A 14,855-nucleotide genomic window follows, 5' to 3' on the forward strand; every position below is an offset into this window, starting at 1 on the left:
CATCATGACTACAGAAACAATTACCCAGGCTCCTGCCCCAGTGCAGAGCCGTGGCAACAGGAAGCAAGCCAGGCGCAACACCCTGATCGGCTGGACGTTCATCCTTCCGAACTTCCTTGGCTTCCTTGCCTTCACCCTCATTCCAGTCGTGGCCGCTTTCGCGCTCTCCTTCATGGAATGGACCTCGTTCAGCGCTCCCAAGTGGGTTGGCCTGGCCAACTTCGAGCGGATGTTCGCCTCCGATTCCTTCTGGATCGCGCTGCGGAACACCTTGGTCTACGCTTTGGGCCACGTCCCCCTCACCATGGCACTGGCCCTCATCCTGGCCATGCTGCTGAACCGCAAACTCAAGGGCATCGGCTTCTTCCGCGTTGCCATCTTCTTCCCCTACATCACCTCACTGGTGGCTGTGGCAGTGGTTTGGAACATGTTGTTCAGCCCGGACAGCGGTCCCATCAACCAGTTCCTCGGCGCCATCGGCATTGCCAACCCGCCCGGCTGGACGTCCAGTTCTGATTGGGCCATGCCCGCGGTCATCATCACGAGTGTGTGGCGCGACATGGGCTACTACATGGTCCTGTACTTGGCCGGCCTCCAGGCGATCCCCACCGAGCTGTACGAAGCCGCCGAAGTGGACGGTGCCAGCGCCTGGCAGCGTTTCTGGAACGTCACCATCCCGTCCCTGCGTCCCACCACGTTCTTTGTGGTGGTCATGCTGACGGTCTCCAGTTTCAAAGTGTTCGACCTCATTGTGGTCATGACCAACGGTGGCCCCGGACGGTCCACCACGGTGCTGTCCCAGCTGATCTACCAGGAAGGCATCGGCGAAGGTAAGTTCGGTTACTCCTCAGCCATTTCGCTGGTCCTGTTCATCATCGTGCTGACGGTCACCGTCCTGCAGTTCAAGATCCAACAGCGGAGGGAACGCTGATGACCAACATGGCCGAAGACCTCAAAGCCACACATCTGGCGGATGCAGCTCCGTCTCCGTCAGGGGCACCTACTGCGGAAGACCGTCGTCGTACTGACCGCAAGCGCTCTCCGCGGGAGCAGAAGAAGCGGACCGCAAACATCGTGATCTACGGTGTCCTGGTGGTCCTCGTGGCGGCGCTGATGGTGCCGTTCATCTGGATGCTTTCCTCGTCGTTGAAGGAAAACAACCAGGTCCTCACCGTTCCCATCCAGTGGATTCCGCAGGAGTTCGTGTGGAGCAATTACACGGACATCTGGACCCGCATTCCCATGATGGGCTACCTGCAGAACTCGCTGTACCTGGCCGTCATCATCACCTGCCTGCAGGTCCTCACCGGCTCGCTGGCTGCCTACGGTTTCTCCAAGGTCCGCTTCCCGGGCCGCGACGTGCTGTTCCTGGCCTACATCGGCACCATCGCTGTCCCGTGGCAGGCGTACATGGTGCCGCAGTACATCATGATGCAGAACCTTGGCCTGACCAACAGCTTCAACGCATTGATCCTGCTGCAGGCATTCGGCGCTTTCGGTGTGTTCCTGATGCGCCAGTACTACATGACCATCCCGGACGAGCTCTGTGAAGCCGCCCGGATCGATGGCCTGAGCGAGTACGGCATCTGGGCCCGCGTGATCCTGCCGCTGTCCAAGCCGGCCCTCGCCAGCCTGGCGCTGCTGACGTTCGTGAACACGTGGAACGACTACATGGGCCCGTTCATCTACCTCACGTCCAACCGCCTCTGGACTGTCCAGTTGGGCTTGCGGTCCTTCGTTGGCCAGTTCGACGCCGAATACGCCATGATCATGACCGGCTCGGTGATCTCCGTGATCCCGATCCTCATCATCTTCCTGATCGGCCAGCGCTACTTCATCCAGGGCATTGCGACCAGCGGGATGAAAGGATGAGTAGTGTGAGCGCTAAACCGCGGCGGTGGGCCGGGCCGGGATTCGAGACCTTCGGGAGTATCTTCGGGTTCATCTACACCTTCCTGGCCGGGAACGCACTGCTCGCCGTGGCCAACGCTCCGCTGGTCCTCAGCCTCTCGCTGGTGGCCGACCCCGCTTCTGCGTGGCCGTTCTTCCTGGCGCTTTCGGTCACCATCGCTCCGTCGCTCGCCGGCATCTTCGCTGCCTACAAGGCATTGAACGACGACGGCGGCGCGGTCAAGCCGGTTGCCGCGTTCCTTCGCGGATACAAGCGCAGTTTCGCCAAGTCCGCAGTGCTGGGCGTGGGGGCTGTGGCCATGCTGATGTTCCTCGGCGTGGACCTGGCCGTCATCCAAAACAACGCCGCGGCCCTTCCCGGTGCCGCACTATTGGTGCCGCTGATTGTCGTAGCAGCCGCCGTGACGGTGAGCCTTTCCGTCACGGCGATTGCCGGCGTCGTACTCCTGCCTGATGCGAAGCTGAAAAGCATCCTCAAGGCTTCGCTTTATCTGGTGGCCCAGCGCTGGTACCTCAGCCTGGCCATGCTGATCCTGCTGGGGATCATCGTCTCCGCCGCCGTGATGCAGCCGGTCCTGGGCGTCGCGCTGGCGCCGGCGCCGCTGCTCTTCGTGATCTGGAGCAACGCCTCGTACGCTTTCCACGCCGTGCTGCGTACCCCGTAAGACTGTTAGGACTTTCCTTGGACACGTTCGAAATCGGCGATCAGGACTTCCTCCTGAACGATCGGCCTTTCCGCATCCTCTCCGGAGCCATCCACTATTTCCGGGTGCATCCCGATCTCTGGGCGGACCGGATCCACAAGGCCCGTCTCATGGGGCTGAACACCATCGAAACGTACGTGCCGTGGAATGAGCACTCGCCCTTCCCAGGTGCTTTTATTGCAGACGGCGGGCTGGATCTTGGCCGGTTCCTTGACCTGGTGGCCGACGCCGGGATGCACGCAATTGTCCGGCCGGGTCCCTACATTTGCGCTGAATGGGATAACGGCGGGCTTCCGGCATGGCTGTTCACCGACCCCACAGTGGGTGTCCGCAGCAGCGAGCCCGGTTACCTGGCCGCCGTCTCCTCCTATATGGAAGCCGTGCTGGCGGTGGTGGTGCCGCGGCAGATAACGCAGGGCGGCCCTGTGATCATGTTCCAGATTGAGAACGAGTACGGCGCCTACGGGGACGACAAAGCCTACTTGCAGCATTTGGTGGACCTGTCCAAGCGCCTGGGTGTGGACGTTCCGCTGTTCACCTGCGACCAGCCTTTCGGGACCATGATCGAGGACGGCTCGCTGCCCGAACTCCACAAAACCGGGACGTTTGGATCGCGTTCCCTTGAGCGGCTTGGTTTTCTGCGGGAGCGGCAACCCACTGGCCCACTGATGTGCGCCGAGTTTTGGAACGGCTGGTTCGACAACTGGGGAACGCACCACCACACCACCGACGCCGCTGCTTCCGCCGCCGAACTGGACGCCCTGCTGACCGCCGGGGCTTCGGTAAACATCTACATGTTCCACGGCGGAACCAACTTCGGCTTCACCAACGGGGCCAACGACAAAGGCATTTACGAGCCCACCATCACCTCCTACGACTACGACGCTCCTCTGTCCGAAGACGGGCATCCGACGGCCAAATACTTCGCATTCCGGGACGTCATCGCCAAGCACTTCCCGGTTCCAGCCGAGGTGCCGGTTCCCCGGGCACCTGCTCCGGTTTCCGTGGTGGCCGTTTCTGAGTCTGTGCCGCTGCTTTCTGTTGCCGGGTCCACCTCGCTGGTGCCTGGAACCATTCCACCGGTGGAGAGGACCGGGCAGTACCGGGGCTTCTACCTCTACGAGGTGTTGCTGCAGGGCGGAGGCGTGCTGTCCTTCTCTGAAGTTCGCGACCGTGCCCAGTTCTTCCTGGACGGCGTGCCCGTAGGCGTTCTCAGCCGGGAACTGGGCGAGCGCACTGTTGTCATTCCCGGTGATGGTCGTCTGCAGGTCCTTTTGGAGGACCAGGGCCGGGTGAACTATGGGCAGAGGATCGGCGAGGCGAAGGGGCTGATCGGGCCTGCGCTGCTGAACGGTGATGAGGTGCTGGACTGGGAAGTCGGCGCTGTTGATTTGGCCTCGCTGGACGCATTCCGGGCCGCTGCGGTTGCTCTTCCTCGGGGTGCCGCGTCCGCCGGTGTGGCCGGCCCGTCCATCTCCTTTGCCACTTTTGAAGCGGACGGCCCGGGTGCCGCGTCCGCCGGTGTGGCCGGCCCGTCCATCTCCTTTGCCACTTTTGAAGCGGACGGCCCGGGCGACCGCTTCCTGCGGCTGGACGGCTGGACCAAGGGCAATGCGTTCATCAACGGTTTCAATTTGGGGCGCTACTGGAGCCGTGGGCCGCAACGCACCCTGTATGTTCCCGGCCCGCTGATCCGCGAAGGCGCCAACGAGCTCGCCATCCTGGAACTCCACGGGAGCGCCACGCGCGAGGTGGGTTTCGCCGTCGGGCCTGACCTGGGCCCCGACGAAAAGTAACCCTCACTCACATCCCCCACCCTCCCCACCAACCCTCTCCCACATCCCCACCCTCCCCACCAACCCTCACTCACTCACATCCCCCACCCTCCCCACCAACCCTCACTCACATCCCCCGAGGTTTCCACCAACCATCACTCACTCTCTTTAGAGGAGTGATAGAGCGTCGTGGAATAAGGGGTGGAACGTGATAGAGCGTCGTGGAATAGGGGGTGGAACGTGATAGAGCGTCGTGGAATAAGGGGTGGGACGTGATAGAGGGTTGGGGACGAAGAAAGGGACCGGTTCTTCAACCGGTCCCTTTCTGTTTATTCAGCTCTCTTTATTCAGTTCTGTTAATTCAGCCCTGTTCATTCAGCTCTGTCTCTCCAACGAGTGAGCCTTCAGCGCGCGGGCGTCATTAGCCGCGGCAGAGCTCGCCGTACTTGGTGCCGGCTTCCTGGTACTTGGCGCCGAGCTCGCCCAGCTTGGCTTCATCAGGGGTTTCCTTGGCCTGCTCATCCATGTACTCCAGGATGGCGGTAACAACAGGCTTCATGTCGTCGGACGCTACGGGCTCGATGGGCCGCATGGCGTTGGCAACGCGGATGGTGGCGGTCTGGCTGGCGTTCTGGGGAATGCCGGCTGCGGCCACGCCAACGCGGTCGCAGGTTTCCTTGGTGGTCAGCTGCTGCTGTGCGGAACAGGCGGATGCCGTGGCGATAAGCCCGGCAGCGATCAGGACAGTGGTGAGTTTCTTCATGATTCCCTCAGTGGTCGACGTCCCTCTGATTGTAATCAGTGCAGGGGCCGGGCCGCGCATCGGACTGCTTTCGAACCTCGCCGTGCCCTGCCCTAGGCTGGGGTGCATGGCGATCATTCACAAGGCAAACCTGTCCCCGTCCAAGCTCGACCTCATCGCCGGCTACCTGCCAAAGCAGCCCTGGTTTATCCAGGACGGCACGCCGGAGCTCATTGGGGCCTACCGTTTTGATGATCCCGCCGGCGAGGTCGGCATGGAGACGCATGTGGTCGCTGCGGGCGAGCGCATCTACCAGGTGCCCCTCAGCTACCGCGGCTATGAGCTCGCCGGGGCCGAAGAGTGGCTGATCGGCACCATGGATCACTCGGTCCTGGGCAAGCGCTATGTGTACGACGCCTGCGCTGACCCCATCTACATCAAGGCCTTGGCCACCGCCATTCTGACGGGCCAGAAGGAGGCCGAGCTGATCGTCGACGGCGAGCCGGAGCCGCGTCCGAGTTCGGTGACGGTAAAAGGCAGCGGAAAGCTCGACGGCGGTGTTCCCGCCCTGAGCGCCTCGGCGCCGGTCTCGGGAAGCGGCGTGACCATCATCGACGCCGGCGAGCTGCGGTTGAAGGTGGCCCGCGTGGTTGATGTGGCTGCGGACTCTTCGGCCAACTCGGCTGCCGCTCCTGAGCTTCATGGTGAGTTGACCCTGAACGGTCAATGGGCGGGGCTGGAAAGCCCGGTGGAGCTGGCGGCTGTTGTCCGCGACTGATCTTTGGACGCCGGAGCACCTGTTGGTCGCGGGAGCTCCGGCGTAGGCTGGCTCACGGGGCCGTCTACTCTTCCAGGGGCGCATCACATGTACAAACCTCAGAACATCATTCCCGCCGCGCAGGATCTGGCCCGTGAGTGGGTCTCCCACGCGGCCGACGGGACATCGTCCCAGACCGACGCGGTGGTGAAGTGGGCACTGGCCCGCATCAATCATGCAGACGTCCCATCCGTGGTCCACGGGGTCATGCTCACGCTGACCGGCAACAAGAAATCCGCCAAGGAAGCCCAGCGGGCGGCGGCCAAGGCAGTGAACAGGACGACGCAGGCCTTGAAACGGACCAGTCCGCAGCGCGCTCCGCGCCTGTCCGGGTGGGTAATCGGTCTGATTGTGGGGGCCGCCGTTGGTGCCGGTGCCATCCTTGCCTGGCGGATGATGGTGCCGCCGGGTGAACCTCAACCCGTGAAGCAGCCCCAAACTCCGGTCCAGCCGCCCGTGCCGCCGGTTCCCTAGGAGACGTCTCTACCCCGGCCTTCAAGCAGCATCATCAAGGTGCACGGTCCCGCTAAGGTGCCGGTTCGCCGTCGTGGTTTCCGAACCTTCGCCGAAGCGAGGTCCTGGCGAGCAGCCAATACGCCCCGGCGCTGGCCAAGAGGAAACCCACCACGCCCAGCACCACAATCTGGGTCACGATCCCGGCGATCACCATGACAAAGCCACCCAGTACGGCGAGGCTGCCGAGAATGGTGCGGGCTGCCTCGCCCCGCGGCCGGCCCGAAGTCAGCTCGGAGGCCAGTTCGGGATCAGTGGAAGCCAGTTCCCGCTCCAGCTCTTCCAAGCTCCTGCGCTCTTCTTCCGACAACGACACCGGAAACTTCCTCACCACACGGGCAACGCCGCCGTCCTTGCGTCGATGCCCAGAATCAGCACGGGCTCTGCTTGCCGTGCCATGCCTTCATTATCTTCCCGTTCCAGCCTGCAAGCCACAGCAAATGAACCACGTAAAGCATGTCGGCGGCTACGTTGCCGGTGAGGGAAGGCACCTTGGGTACGCGTTCGCAGCTCCGAGTCTTACCACGAGTCCTCAGCATGCTTACCATGGTGGTGCGGGTTACAGCCTGCTCATGTATGGACTACCGAACGCCGACGGAAAGTTGAACTCCCCATGGCACGACCAAACCCAAAAAAGTCACACACCACAGGAGCAGTTCCCAAGCGGCGCGGACCGGGCCGGACCATATGGCTCATTGCCATGGGCCTGGTAGCCGGTGTGGCAGGCGGGGCCTTCGCGTTCCGTATGTTGGTGCCGCAGGGAGAACCCGAACCCATCAAGGACCGCCGTCAGGAACCAAAGGGAGCCTCGCGGCTGGAAAAGTCGCCGGCCGACGCTTCAGAGCCGCATGTGGCCCGTCCAGCGGAAATCCTGGTTCCGGAGGAGCCTGTCGAAATCTCGACGAGGATGCGTCCAGGCGAATGGACTGAAGAATCACTGCTGGAGCATGTGGAGAACTATAAGCAGCAGATACGTGACATGGGTGCGCCCGAATCACAGATCGTCACCGACGTGGAGCGGACCGAACAGGGCGCTGCACGGGTAGTGGTCAGTTGGGACCGGACCCTGCCGTAAACCTCCGGCCTAGAGGTTCTCTCCTTGGCGTGGCCGCCACACCACAACTGCCTGGGACCTTGCCCGGGGACGCTGTCCGCGGGCAAGGCTCACGACGTCGCCCGCTGCTCCCGCAGCGAAGATCCTCGCGTCCACTGGTGAGCGGCGTCGGGACAGTTCCTCGGTCAACTCGGCCACCCGGTACTGCAGTGCAGCAACCTGGTTTTCGAGGTCGAGGATGCGTCTGATGCCTTCAAGCGAGACGCCGGACTGCGAGAGGCGCTGGACCTCCCGCAGTTTGTTGACGTCGTTCTGCGAGTAGCGGCGGGACTTGCCGGGCGCACGGCTGGGCGACACGATGCCCAAACGGTCGTACTGGCGCAACGTCTGCGGATGCATATCGGCAAGCTCCGCAGCGACCGAGATGACAAAGATCGGCTGGTTGACGTCGATAGCCATGACCGCCTCCTTACAACCGGGCCTTTGCGGCCAGGTCGTGACGCGGGTCGGCGTCAGTGGTGGCGGCGGCGAACGCCTTCACGGCCTCCTCCGCTTCCTTGTTCAGGTTCTGCGGGACGGCGACGTCGATGGTCACCAACAGGTCACCGGTGGCCTTGGACGTTTTCACGCCACGGCCCTTGACCCGGAGGGTACGGCCCGAGGGCGTCCCGGCCGGTACGCGGACCTTGACGGTATCGCCGTCGAGCGTTGGAACCTCGATGGTGGCGCCGAGTGCCGCTTCTGCGAACGTGACGGGCACGTGGATGCGGATGTCGTCGCCATCGCGGTGGAAGAAGTCATGCGGCTTCACGCTCACCGTGATGATGAGGTCGCCATTGCCGGCGGGGCCAACGTTGCCCTTGCCGCGCTGGCGGACTTTCTGGCCGTCCTTGATTCCAGCGGGAATCTTGACGTCGATCACGTTGCCGTTGCTCTCGCGCAGGCTGACCGTGGTCCCCTTGATGGATCCGGCAAACGAGATGGAGGTAGTCGCGGTCCGGTCCGAACCCTTCTGCGGCGCACGCTGGAAGCCGGTCTGGCCGGCACCGCCGAATCCACCGCCAAACAGGTCAGCGAATTCCGGAGGGATTCCGCCGCCCGCGGGCTGACGGGCACCGGGGCCACCGCCAAACAAGCCGCCGAACAGGTCCTCGAACCCACCGTTGGCTCCTGCACCACCACGCCCGGCTCCAGCACCCGGCGCGAACCGGGCACCGCCCATGGCGCGGATGGCGTCATACTGCTGCCGATCCTCAGGATTGGACAGCACCGAGTAAGCCTCGGAAATGTCTTTGAACTTCTTCTCCGCAGCAGCATTCCCCGAATTCGTATCAGGGTGATGCTCGCGGGCTAGCTTGCGGTAAGCCTTCTTGATATCCGCGTCGGACGCGTCCTTGGCAATACCAAGGATCGCGTAAAAATCCTTTTCAACCCAGTCCTGGCTGGCCAAGAGCGTTCCTTTCTAAAACAAACTAAGCGTACGTCCGCAGTCATCTCACCTCAGGCGAGCTTACAGCGGGCGCGCAACCGGATATGGGGCGGCGGTGTGGAGGGCACCGCGGAGCGGGCACCGCCCCATATCCGGTGTAGCGACAAGATGGGACTAAGCCGGAACCGCGACGATCACCTGGGCTGCACGCAGGACCCGCTCACCGGAGCGGTATCCCGAACGCAGCACCTGGCTGACAGTGTCAACCTCGATGTCTTCGCCGGGCTGCTGGATGAGTGCTTCGTGGATGGTGGGGTCGAATTCGACTCCAGTGTCCGCGATGCGTTCCAGTCCGTACGTCTTCAGCGCGTTCTCCAGCTTGGTGGCGATGGCGGCGAAGGGGCCGTCTTCGAGGTCACCGTGCTGGCGGGCGGCGTCGACGTCGTCCAGCACCGGGAGCAGGGAGTTCAGGACGCCAATGACGGCCATTTCTCCTGCTACGGCGCGGTCGCGTTCGACGCGCTTGCGGTAGTTGACGTACTCAGCCTGAAGGCGGAGGAGGTCGTTGCGGAGCTCCGCAGCCTGGGCTTCAGCCGCGGCACCGGAGGCTACCGATTCCTCTGCCGGCACCTCTACCCCGTTGAGGATTTCCTCAGCCTGGGAGAGGGCGTCGCCGTCCGTGGGAGCGGCGCTGCCTTCGGTGGGAGCCGCAGCTTCGCTGTCAGGCTGACGTGCTGCCCCGGTCTCCGGGTCAACCTTGCGGTTGTCCCGGATAACCGGCTTGCGCGGCTCGTTGCCTTCTGAGTGCTCTGCTTCGTTGCCGTGGTGAGGCATGGCTACTTCTTCGCTTCGTCTTCGTCGATGATTTCGGCGTCGACGATGTCCTCGTCAGCGGCGGAACCTGACTCGCCACCGGCAGGAGCACCTTCGGCACCGGCACCCGGAGCGTCAGCTGCAGCGGCCTGCGAGTAGATGGCTTCGCCGAGCTTGGTCTGGGAAGCCTGGAGCTTCTCGAACGCAGTCTTCACAGCGGCGTCGTCGGTGCCTTCCAGAGCGGACTTGAGGGCGTCGACGTCGGCCTTGACCTCGGTCTTGACTTCCTCGGGCAGCTTGTCGTCGTTGTCGGCGATCAGCTTGTCCACCGAGTAGGCGAGCTGCTCTGCGGAGTTACGGGTGTCCGTAGCTTCGCGGCGGGCCTTGTCCTCTGCTGCGTGCTCTTCGGCTTCACGGACCATGCGGTCAATGTCGTCCTTGGAGAGCGCCGTGCCACCGGTGATGGTCATGGACTGTTCCTTGCCGGTGCCCTTGTCCTTTGCGGACACGTGGACGATGCCGTTGGCGTCGATGTCGAAGGTGACCTCAACCTGCGGAACGCCACGGGGTGCCGGAGCGATACCGGTCAGTTCGAACGTGCCCAACGGCTTGTTGTCGCGGGTGAATTCACGCTCGCCCTGGAAGACCTGGATGGCCACGGACGGCTGGTTGTCATCAGCGGTGGTGAAGGTCTCGGAACGCTTGGTGGGGATAGCGGTGTTGCGCTCGATGAGGTGCGTCATGACGCCACCCTTGGTTTCAATGCCGAGGGAAAGCGGGGTGACGTCGATGAGGAGGACGTCCTTGCGCTCACCCTTCAGGACACCGGCCTGGAGTGCAGCGCCAACGGCCACAACTTCATCCGGGTTGACGCCCTTGTTGGGCTCCTTGCCGCCGGCGAGTTCCTTGACGAGCTCGGAGACAGCAGGCATACGGGTGGAACCACCGACGAGCACAATGTGGTCGATGTCCGAAACCTTGATGCCGGCTTCGGCGATGACGTCGTTGAACGGCTTCTTGGTGCGGTCCAGCAGGTCCTTGGTGAGGTCCTGGAACTTGGCACGGGTCAGCTGCTCGTCCAGGTGAACCGGGCCGTCGGGGGTGACGGAGAGGTACTGGAGGGAGATGTTGGTGCTGGTGGAGGAGGACAGTTCCTTCTTGGCCTGCTCTGCAGCTTCGCGGAGACGCTGGAGGGCGATCTTGTCCTTGGAGAGGTCGATGCCCTTGACCTTGAGCTGGTTCAGGAGCCACTCGACAACGCGGTTGTCCCAGTCGTCGCCGCCGAGGCGGTTGTCACCGGCGGTTGCGCGGACCTGGATGGTGGAGAAGTTGTCTTCGTCCTTGCCAACCTCGAGGAGCGAGACGTCGAAAGTACCGCCACCGAGGTCGAAGACCAGGATGAGTTCGTCTTCCTTGCCCTTGTCCAGGCCATAGGCCAGTGCAGCCGCGGTGGGCTCGTTGACAATGCGGAGGACGTTGAGGCCTGCGATTTCGCCGGCCTCCTTGGTGGACTGGCGCTCGGCGTCGTTGAAGTAAGCCGGAACGGTGATCACAGCGTCGGTGACCTTTTCGCCCAAGTAGCTCTCGGCGTCGTTCTTGAGCTTCATGAGGATACGCGCGGAGATTTCCTGCGGCGTGTACTTCTTGTCATCGATGGCGACGTTCCAGTCGGTGCCCATGTGGCGCTTGACCGAAGCGATGGTGCGGTCGATGTTGTTGACGGCCTGGCGCTTGGCGATTTCGCCGACCAAGACTTCGCCGGACTTGGAGAACGCAACCACCGACGGCGTGGTGCGGCCGCCTTCTGCGTTGGCGATAACGGTGGGCTCGCCACCTTCGAGAACAGAGACCACGGAGTTGGTTGTTCCGAGGTCGATACCTACTGCACGTGACATATCTTGTTTCCTTTCAATGGCCGATGTTGGAGATTGCACCCTGGCAACGGTCCGCTGGGCGGTCTACGTGCCGGAAGCCTGCTCAACAATCGGCTAGTTGAGCGTTCTGCACTCAACTGTACTCAGCCTCGGAAAGATGTCAATCCAAAGTTGAGTGAAGTACGCTCAACTTTGCTTTTCAGCTCCGGAAACATCCCGGAATCACGGGGCCGGAGGGCTGGTTTCGCCCACGGTGAACTGGCAGTTGCACTCGGGTTCAATTGCTCTACATGACTAGTGGAACGCAGGAAGGGCCCGGCCGTCTGCTGACTGCCGAGCCCTTCCTCTACGAGGTGCGTTTTAGGCGCTTAAAGCGTGAACCTCTTTGCCCGTGAAGTAACGCGAATGAGTCTTCTGGACTGTCTCCAAAGAGTCGCTATTCAGCGAGACGACTTCCCAGTCCTCGCTGGGGCGCAACTTCTCCAGACGCAGTCGCTCTAAGAGCGCTGCTTTATGACCATCGGCTCCAGGAAATGCTGTAACCAGCCGATCGCCGGTAAGGCGGTTGTACTCGATAACATAACCAGGCATGTCTCATTCCTTCCTAGTAAGCCGCATGGTATCAAACGAAGCTTTGAGATTCGCCAGTCCTTCCAGGACCACATTCTCCGTCTCGTCCATGTCTCTTTCCGCTTTGGTGAATTCTCTCAACTTGCTCTTGGACGGATGTTCTTTGGCCTCTTCCAAGCTGCGAAGCGTGCGGACTTTGCTACGGCGCCGCTCAAGTGTGGAGAGGCCACTAGTGGAGATGTCTTGTAGATCAACGACGAACTTTTTCTCCCTATCGTCCGTGGGCAATTCATCATATCGAATCCCCCTGCCCAGCACGTCTGCTGCTGCTTCATAGGTGTTCGCCCATCGGCCTTGAAGGTGGGTTCTGATTTGGATTTCAACTCGTGCCGGGAGTTTTAGCCAGAGGTGAAGCGCGCGGTATCCACTATGCGGGCTGTCCCGCATGTCGCGACAGCACACCTGCAGATCGTGACCAAACAGACCAGCGATGGCATTCGCCACGCCATCCTGCTCATCAAGGGTCATTTCTGCTTCAAACCGCACGCCAGCTATGTCTTGCACGCTTTGCAAGGGCGTCGAGTGGTCGCGCTGAAGCTTCTCTCGCAGGGTATCGATGGTCTTGGGGCGGGAGGTAACCTCCGGTACGCGCTCACCAAGTAACGGAGTCCAATCCAACGCTTTGATCTTTGATTGCGTGTCGGCAGCTACGTCGTTGTAGTACACCATCACGGCATCGTAGGTGGGGAGTGATTCGGGAATTGGCCTGGAGTCCCTGATGCAGATGCCCAGTTTACGCAACTGATTGGTGGTCCAAGGTAAGTCCGGCATGCTGTGATCTTATGTGATTCGTTGGCCATCGACCGCCCGTGAACTGCAAGTACCAGCGGAAAGTTGCACGTAACGACAGAGCACCCCTACATTTCGCCCCTTGTACCCCTGAACGACCTCGTGGTAAGCGGGCAGCCCTCAAGGCGCTACGCGGCGAAGCCTAGGAACCTCGGCGCCCTGGCCGGCATCGAGCGGTTCCGGTTTGTACACCCACGCCACCAACACCACCGAGATGATCATGAGCAGGAACCACGCCAGCAGCTTGTCGATGGAAACTGCCTGCCAGCCCTCCAACTGGTTCGGATAGAGCCACGCGCGCGACCAGGTTCCAATGTTCTCGGCGAACCAAATGAACACCGCCACCAGCAGGAATGACACCAGGATCGGCATGCGGAAGCGCCGCCGGAACACCCGGAAGTGCATCACGCACCGCCCGTAGACAACCACGACGGCGGCCAGCAGCACCCAGCGGAGGTCGAAGATGTAGTGGTGCGAGAAGAAATTCACGTAGATCGCACCCGCTACCAGGGCGGTGATCCAGCGGCGCGGGTAGCGGTCGAAGCGGAGGTCGAACAACCGAAAAACCCGCACCATGTAGGAGCCCACAGCCGCGTACATGAACCCGCTGAACAGCGGGACCGCGCCGATCCGCAGGACGCCCTCGGCCTCATACGCCCAGGAACCGACGTCCGTCTTGAACAGCTCCATCACCGTGCCCACCACGTGGAACAGCACGATCACCCGCAGTTCCCGCAGGGTTTCCAGCCTGAAGGCGATCATCAATACTTGAATAACGACGGCGGCAAGGGTCAGGAAGTCGTTCCGGGCGAGGCCGGCGTTGTCCGGATACCAAAGCCGCGCCCCCAAAATCACGGCGAGCAACGCAGCACCGAACACGCACGCCCACGCCTGCTTCAGCCCAAAGACCACGAACTCGGTGAGCCCGGCCTGGAGGCGGCCTCCGCGGAACCGGTCCAGGTAGCGGTGGGCGGCGTCGTCAATGGATTCCTCAACCGAGGTGAAGTTACGCATGCGGCACCTCGACTCCCACATCCAGCCCGCCAAGGTAGTAATCCCGTGGCCAGTGCCGGATCCGTTGCGGCAACCGTGGATAGATACGCCCCAGTACCCGCATGGTCCGCTCAAACCGGCGGGCATGGCCGGCGCCCCATTCGAAGCCAAAGCCTTCACGAAGATGCTCCGGCAACAGGCCGGCTGTGAGGAAGCGCGCCAGCGGCATTGCGAGCCGCAGGACCCGCGGGCCGCCCACCGGATAGAGCAGATCCCGGGCAACCCTCAGCGCCTGGTCGTCCGGGCGGAGTCCGCGCACGCGAGCATCCCAATATGCGGCGAACGCAGCACGATCAGCGGGCCACATATCCGGCGGAAGCTGCAGGGCTGTCCCGATCCGCGCGTACTCGCGGTAAATGCGGTCGGCGGTGTCGTCGTCGAGCTTTCCATGCACTTGTTCGTAGACAGTGACGGCAGTGTCATAAAGGGTGGCGACCACCCACAGCTGCGATTCGGCGTCGAAGGCGTTGTACCCCTTGGAGGCGCCGGCCGGTCCGCGGCGGACGGGCGCGTGGGCGCGGTTGACGGCGCGGCGAACGGCCGTAAGCTGCTGTTCAGAACCGTAAACCACCGCGTAGACGTAGGTCATGGTGGCCCGAAGCCGTTCCATGGGACGCTCCGCGAAATTGCTGTGCTCGGCTACGCCGTGGCCCACCCTGGGGTCTGCGATTTGCAGGAGAATGGCGCGGCCGGCGCCTGCGAGCAGGACGCCCTCCGCACCAATGTCTGCCAGTCCTCGGACCATCTGAAT

The 14,855-nt window shown here is 62.4% G+C and carries 17 protein-coding genes; 7 read left to right on the forward strand and 10 right to left on the reverse strand.

The features are described from left to right. Positions 1 to 4: 4 nt before the first annotated feature. Genes LDN85_RS18795 through LDN85_RS18810 form a run of 4 tightly spaced genes read left to right on the forward strand, consistent with a single transcriptional unit; the run spans position 5 to position 4,411 of the window. Positions 5 to 931 carry a sugar ABC transporter permease gene (locus tag LDN85_RS18795; RefSeq protein ID WP_026543441.1) on the forward strand — a complete coding sequence of 309 codons (927 nt, stop codon included), beginning with the start codon at positions 5 to 7 and terminating at the stop codon, positions 929 to 931. After that, positions 931 to 1,872 (forward strand): carbohydrate ABC transporter permease, encoded by a 942-nt coding sequence (locus LDN85_RS18800; protein WP_026543440.1) that lies wholly within the window; start codon positions 931 to 933, stop codon positions 1,870 to 1,872. The genes LDN85_RS18795 and LDN85_RS18800 overlap by 1 nt, the downstream gene beginning before the upstream one ends. A 5-nt stretch (positions 1,873 to 1,877) precedes the next feature. Beyond that, on the forward strand, positions 1,878 to 2,576 hold the full coding sequence (locus tag LDN85_RS18805) for a hypothetical protein (protein ID WP_223943805.1): 699 nt from the start codon (positions 1,878 to 1,880) through the stop codon (positions 2,574 to 2,576). A 17-nt stretch (positions 2,577 to 2,593) separates the two neighbouring features. Then, positions 2,594 to 4,411: a beta-galactosidase family protein gene (locus LDN85_RS18810; protein ID WP_223943806.1), complete on the forward strand. Its 1,818-nt coding sequence runs from the start codon at positions 2,594 to 2,596 to the stop codon at positions 4,409 to 4,411. Positions 4,412 to 4,811: 400 nt separating this feature from the next. Here LDN85_RS18810 and LDN85_RS18815 read toward each other — a convergent pair whose 3' ends face one another. After that, positions 4,812 to 5,153 (reverse strand): hypothetical protein, encoded by a 342-nt coding sequence (locus LDN85_RS18815; protein ID WP_026543438.1) that lies wholly within the window; start codon positions 5,151 to 5,153, stop codon positions 4,812 to 4,814. Positions 5,154 to 5,259: 106 nt separating this feature from the next. On the opposite strand from LDN85_RS18815, the gene LDN85_RS18820 reads away from it, so the two are divergent. Both LDN85_RS18820 and LDN85_RS18825 read left to right on the forward strand, forming a co-directional pair. After that, a complete protein-coding gene (locus tag LDN85_RS18820; RefSeq protein WP_223943807.1) occupies positions 5,260 to 5,910 on the forward strand; it encodes a hypothetical protein in 651 nt (216 codons plus the stop codon). Between the two features lie 87 nt (positions 5,911 to 5,997). After that, a complete protein-coding gene (locus LDN85_RS18825) occupies positions 5,998 to 6,423 on the forward strand; it encodes a hypothetical protein (RefSeq protein ID WP_223943808.1) in 426 nt (141 codons plus the stop codon). 52 nt (positions 6,424 to 6,475) lie between these two features. On the opposite strand, the gene LDN85_RS18830 is transcribed toward LDN85_RS18825, so the two are convergent. After that, a complete protein-coding gene (locus LDN85_RS18830; RefSeq protein WP_026543435.1) occupies positions 6,476 to 6,778 on the reverse strand; it encodes a DUF3040 domain-containing protein in 303 nt (100 codons plus the stop codon). Positions 6,779 to 7,075: 297 nt separating this feature from the next. Between LDN85_RS18830 and LDN85_RS18835 the strand changes: the two genes are divergently transcribed. Next, on the forward strand, positions 7,076 to 7,537 hold the full coding sequence (locus tag LDN85_RS18835; RefSeq protein ID WP_223943809.1) for a hypothetical protein: 462 nt from the start codon (positions 7,076 to 7,078) through the stop codon (positions 7,535 to 7,537). A gap of 9 nt (positions 7,538 to 7,546) precedes the next feature. Here the strand turns inward: LDN85_RS18835 and LDN85_RS18840 are convergent, their stop codons facing one another. The 8 genes from LDN85_RS18840 to LDN85_RS18875 form a co-directional block, all read right to left on the reverse strand. Then, complete coding sequence (locus LDN85_RS18840) at positions 7,547 to 7,975, reverse strand: helix-turn-helix transcriptional regulator (RefSeq protein WP_223943810.1); 429 nt, start codon at positions 7,973 to 7,975, stop codon at positions 7,547 to 7,549. Between the two features lie 10 nt (positions 7,976 to 7,985). Beyond that, the gene (locus LDN85_RS18845; RefSeq protein WP_223943811.1) at positions 7,986 to 8,966 is read right to left on the reverse strand and encodes a DnaJ C-terminal domain-containing protein; all 981 of its coding nucleotides are present in this window, start codon (positions 8,964 to 8,966) and stop codon (positions 7,986 to 7,988) included. A gap of 153 nt (positions 8,967 to 9,119) precedes the next feature. Beyond that, positions 9,120 to 9,779 carry a nucleotide exchange factor GrpE gene (locus LDN85_RS18850; protein WP_026547921.1) on the reverse strand — a complete coding sequence of 220 codons (660 nt, stop codon included), beginning with the start codon at positions 9,777 to 9,779 and terminating at the stop codon, positions 9,120 to 9,122. A 2-nt stretch (positions 9,780 to 9,781) separates the two neighbouring features. Further along, a complete protein-coding gene (gene dnaK, locus LDN85_RS18855; protein ID WP_223943812.1) occupies positions 9,782 to 11,653 on the reverse strand; it encodes a molecular chaperone DnaK in 1,872 nt (623 codons plus the stop codon). Between the two features lie 339 nt (positions 11,654 to 11,992). After that, positions 11,993 to 12,223: a hypothetical protein gene (locus LDN85_RS18860; RefSeq protein WP_026543423.1), complete on the reverse strand. Its 231-nt coding sequence runs from the start codon at positions 12,221 to 12,223 to the stop codon at positions 11,993 to 11,995. 3 nt (positions 12,224 to 12,226) lie between these two features. Next, complete coding sequence (locus tag LDN85_RS18865) at positions 12,227 to 13,033, reverse strand: hypothetical protein (protein ID WP_223943813.1); 807 nt, start codon at positions 13,031 to 13,033, stop codon at positions 12,227 to 12,229. 138 nt (positions 13,034 to 13,171) lie between these two features. Then, positions 13,172 to 14,065 carry a DUF817 domain-containing protein gene (locus LDN85_RS18870; protein ID WP_223943814.1) on the reverse strand — a complete coding sequence of 298 codons (894 nt, stop codon included), beginning with the start codon at positions 14,063 to 14,065 and terminating at the stop codon, positions 13,172 to 13,174. Then, positions 14,058 to 14,849, reverse strand: coding sequence for an oxygenase MpaB family protein (locus tag LDN85_RS18875; protein WP_026547919.1), 792 nt, complete (start codon positions 14,847 to 14,849; stop codon positions 14,058 to 14,060). The genes LDN85_RS18870 and LDN85_RS18875 overlap by 8 nt, the downstream gene beginning before the upstream one ends. Positions 14,850 to 14,855 lie beyond the last annotated feature (6 nt).

The sequence above is a fragment of the Arthrobacter sp. StoSoilB20 genome (assembly GCF_019977295.1).
GTDB classification, from domain to species: domain Bacteria; phylum Actinomycetota; class Actinomycetes; order Actinomycetales; family Micrococcaceae; genus Arthrobacter; species Arthrobacter nicotinovorans_A.